This is a genomic window from Dietzia sp. SLG310A2-38A2 (assembly GCF_014145095.1).
In the GTDB taxonomy this organism is placed as follows: Bacteria; Actinomycetota; Actinomycetes; order Mycobacteriales; family Mycobacteriaceae; genus Dietzia.
This window is the reverse complement of sequence record NZ_JAALDX010000206.1, coordinates 1-2,252: the sequence shown is the minus strand read 5'-3', so window position 1 is coordinate 2,252 and position 2,252 is coordinate 1. Positions and strand designations below refer to the sequence as shown.

Sequence of the window (2,252 nt, the reverse complement as noted above, 5' to 3'; positions counted from 1 at the left end):
CGGCGGAGCGGACCTCGTCGCGACCGGTCGGGCGGGGTCGCGGGGCGCCGTGCCCGCGGGTGGTCGCGGAGTCGGGCGGGGTCGGTCCTGGGAGGCCGTCCTCGTCGTCGTCGAACCGGTTCTCACTTTCCATTCCCAAACTGTACACAATTGACTACAGTCGGGTTGACGGGTGTGGATTCACGCGCCCCGCCCCTCGTGCGAAAGGCCGACGATGACCACCACTGACCGCCGCGACGACATCGACGCGATCAAGTCCCTGAAGTACCGCTACCTGCGTTGTGTGGACCTGCGACTGTGGGACGAGCTCGCCGGGACGCTCGCTCCCGAGGTCTCGGCCTCCTACGGCAAGCGCCTGTCCTACACCGGCCGCGACGAGGTGGTGGCCGGGCTCCGGGAGCAGATGACCGACGACGTGATCACCGAGCACCAGGCCCACCACCCGGAGATCGAGGTGGACGGCGACACCGCCACCGGCCGCTGGTACCTCCAGGACCGGGTGATCGTCCCGGCCTTCGACACGATGATCATCGGAAGCGCTTTCTACTCCGACACCTACGCGCGCCACGACGGCCGATGGGTCATCACCAGCACCGGCTACAAGCGCACCTACGAGGCGATGCTCAACCTCAAGGACATCCCGAGTTTCCAGCTCACGGACAACCACCTCGCCCCCGCCGGCGGGCAGTGAGGGCGCGGTCGGACGGTGCGATCTCGACCCGGCGAGAGGGTGACGGCGACGGTGACGCGTGGAGCTGATCGTCATCGCCGCGCTGTGCGTGGCGGCGGCCTCGGTGATCGGCGGCGCCACCGGATTCGGCACCTCCCTCCTGGCCACCCCGTTGATGCTGATGGCGGGGATCGGCCTGGCCGAGACGGTGGTGGTGAACCTGGTCGTGGCCCTGGTGACCAGGGTGGGCGTCACCGTGCAGTTGCGCGCTCACATCACCTGGCGGCGCGTGGCGGTGCTGGGACTGGCGAGCGTGCCGGGCGCCTGGTTGGGCGTGCAGACGGTCACCCTCCTGCCGGAGGAACACCTCAAGCCGGCAGCAGGTGCGATCACCGTCCTGTGTGGCGTCGCGATGGCGCTGCCCGCGGCCAGGGCGCCCCGCCCGCCCTCGGCGATCGCGACCGCGGTCACCGGGGCGATCAGCGGCTACTTCTCCACCACCACCTCGCTCAACGGGCCGCCGGTCGTCCTGCTGCTCAGCCGGGCCAGGCTGCCGCCGCTGGGCTTCATCGCCGACCTCGCCGGGTACTTCGTCATCACCAGCCTGGTCTCCCTCGCGCTGTTGTGGTCGGGCACGGAGATCGACCTGCCCGCCCTCCTGCCGATGATCGTGGCCTGCACCGTCGTCGGCGTCCTGGCCAACCAGCTCGGAATCGGCATCGCCATGCGCCTGCCCACCCACGTGTTCCGCTCCGCCGTGATCTCCCTCGTGGTGATCGCCGGCCTCCTGACCATCGTCACGGCGTGATCGCCGTGGCGCCCCGATCCGACTCCCACAGATCCGACTCTCACAGATCCGACTCTTACAGAGTCCCGTACCGACCCCGGAGGACCCCATGACCGACACGACCGCACAGACCGACTCCACAGCGCAGAGCACCGAGAACGCGCAGAGCACCGAGAACGCCGGCACCGCACGAGAGAACCGCCTGGCCGGCAAGGTCGCCATCGTCACCGGCGGCGGGCAGGGGGTCGGGGAGGGCATCGCGCTCGGCCTCGCCGAGTCCGGTGCCGCCTTGTTGCTGGTCGGGCGCCGGATGCGCAAGCTCGAGCGGGTCGCCGAGATCATCCGTGCGAACGGTGGGACGGCCGAGTGCCTGGCCGTGGACATCATCACCGACGGCGCCCCCGAGGCGATCATCGCGACCGCCGTGGAGAAGCTGGGCGGGGTCGACATCCTGGTCAACAACGCCAACATGGCCATGCCGCTGCCGCTGTCCGACTACCCGGACGACGAGTTCCGCAAGGCCTTCGAGGGCGGCCCCCGCGTGACCTTAACCCTGATGAAGCTGGCCCGGCCCGAGATGGCCAAGCGCGGAGGGGGCACGATCATCAACCTCGTGACCGCCGCCGCCGTCCGGTGGGACGCCGCCAACTACGGCGTCTACGCCGCGGTCAAGGAGGCCATCCGCGCCCTGACCCGCGCCGCCGCCTACGAGTGGGCGGCCGAGGGCACCCGCGCCCTCAACGTGGCGCCGCACGCCCACAGCCCCGGACTGGACTGGTGGATGGAGAACAACCC

General features: G+C 70.1%; 3 protein-coding genes. All 3 read left to right on the top strand.

The features are described 5' to 3' along the window. The first annotated feature begins 214 nt into the window (after positions 1–214). On the top strand, positions 215–691 hold the full coding sequence (locus G6027_RS07845; RefSeq protein ID WP_182636687.1) for a nuclear transport factor 2 family protein: 477 nt from the start codon (positions 215–217) through the stop codon (positions 689–691). A gap of 58 nt (positions 692–749) precedes the next feature. Beyond that, positions 750–1,478 carry a TSUP family transporter gene (locus G6027_RS07840; protein WP_182636686.1) on the top strand — a complete coding sequence of 243 codons (729 nt, stop codon included), beginning with the start codon at positions 750–752 and terminating at the stop codon, positions 1,476–1,478. Positions 1,479–1,566: 88 nt separating this feature from the next. Next, on the top strand, positions 1,567–2,252 hold a 686-nt coding region (locus tag G6027_RS07835), incomplete at its 3' end, for an SDR family oxidoreductase (protein WP_182636685.1).

Coding starts and splice junctions, on each gene's coding strand:
- G6027_RS07845 (WP_182636687.1), top strand. CDS start 215: ATGACCACCACTGACCGCCGCGACGACATCGACGCGATCAAGTCCCTG.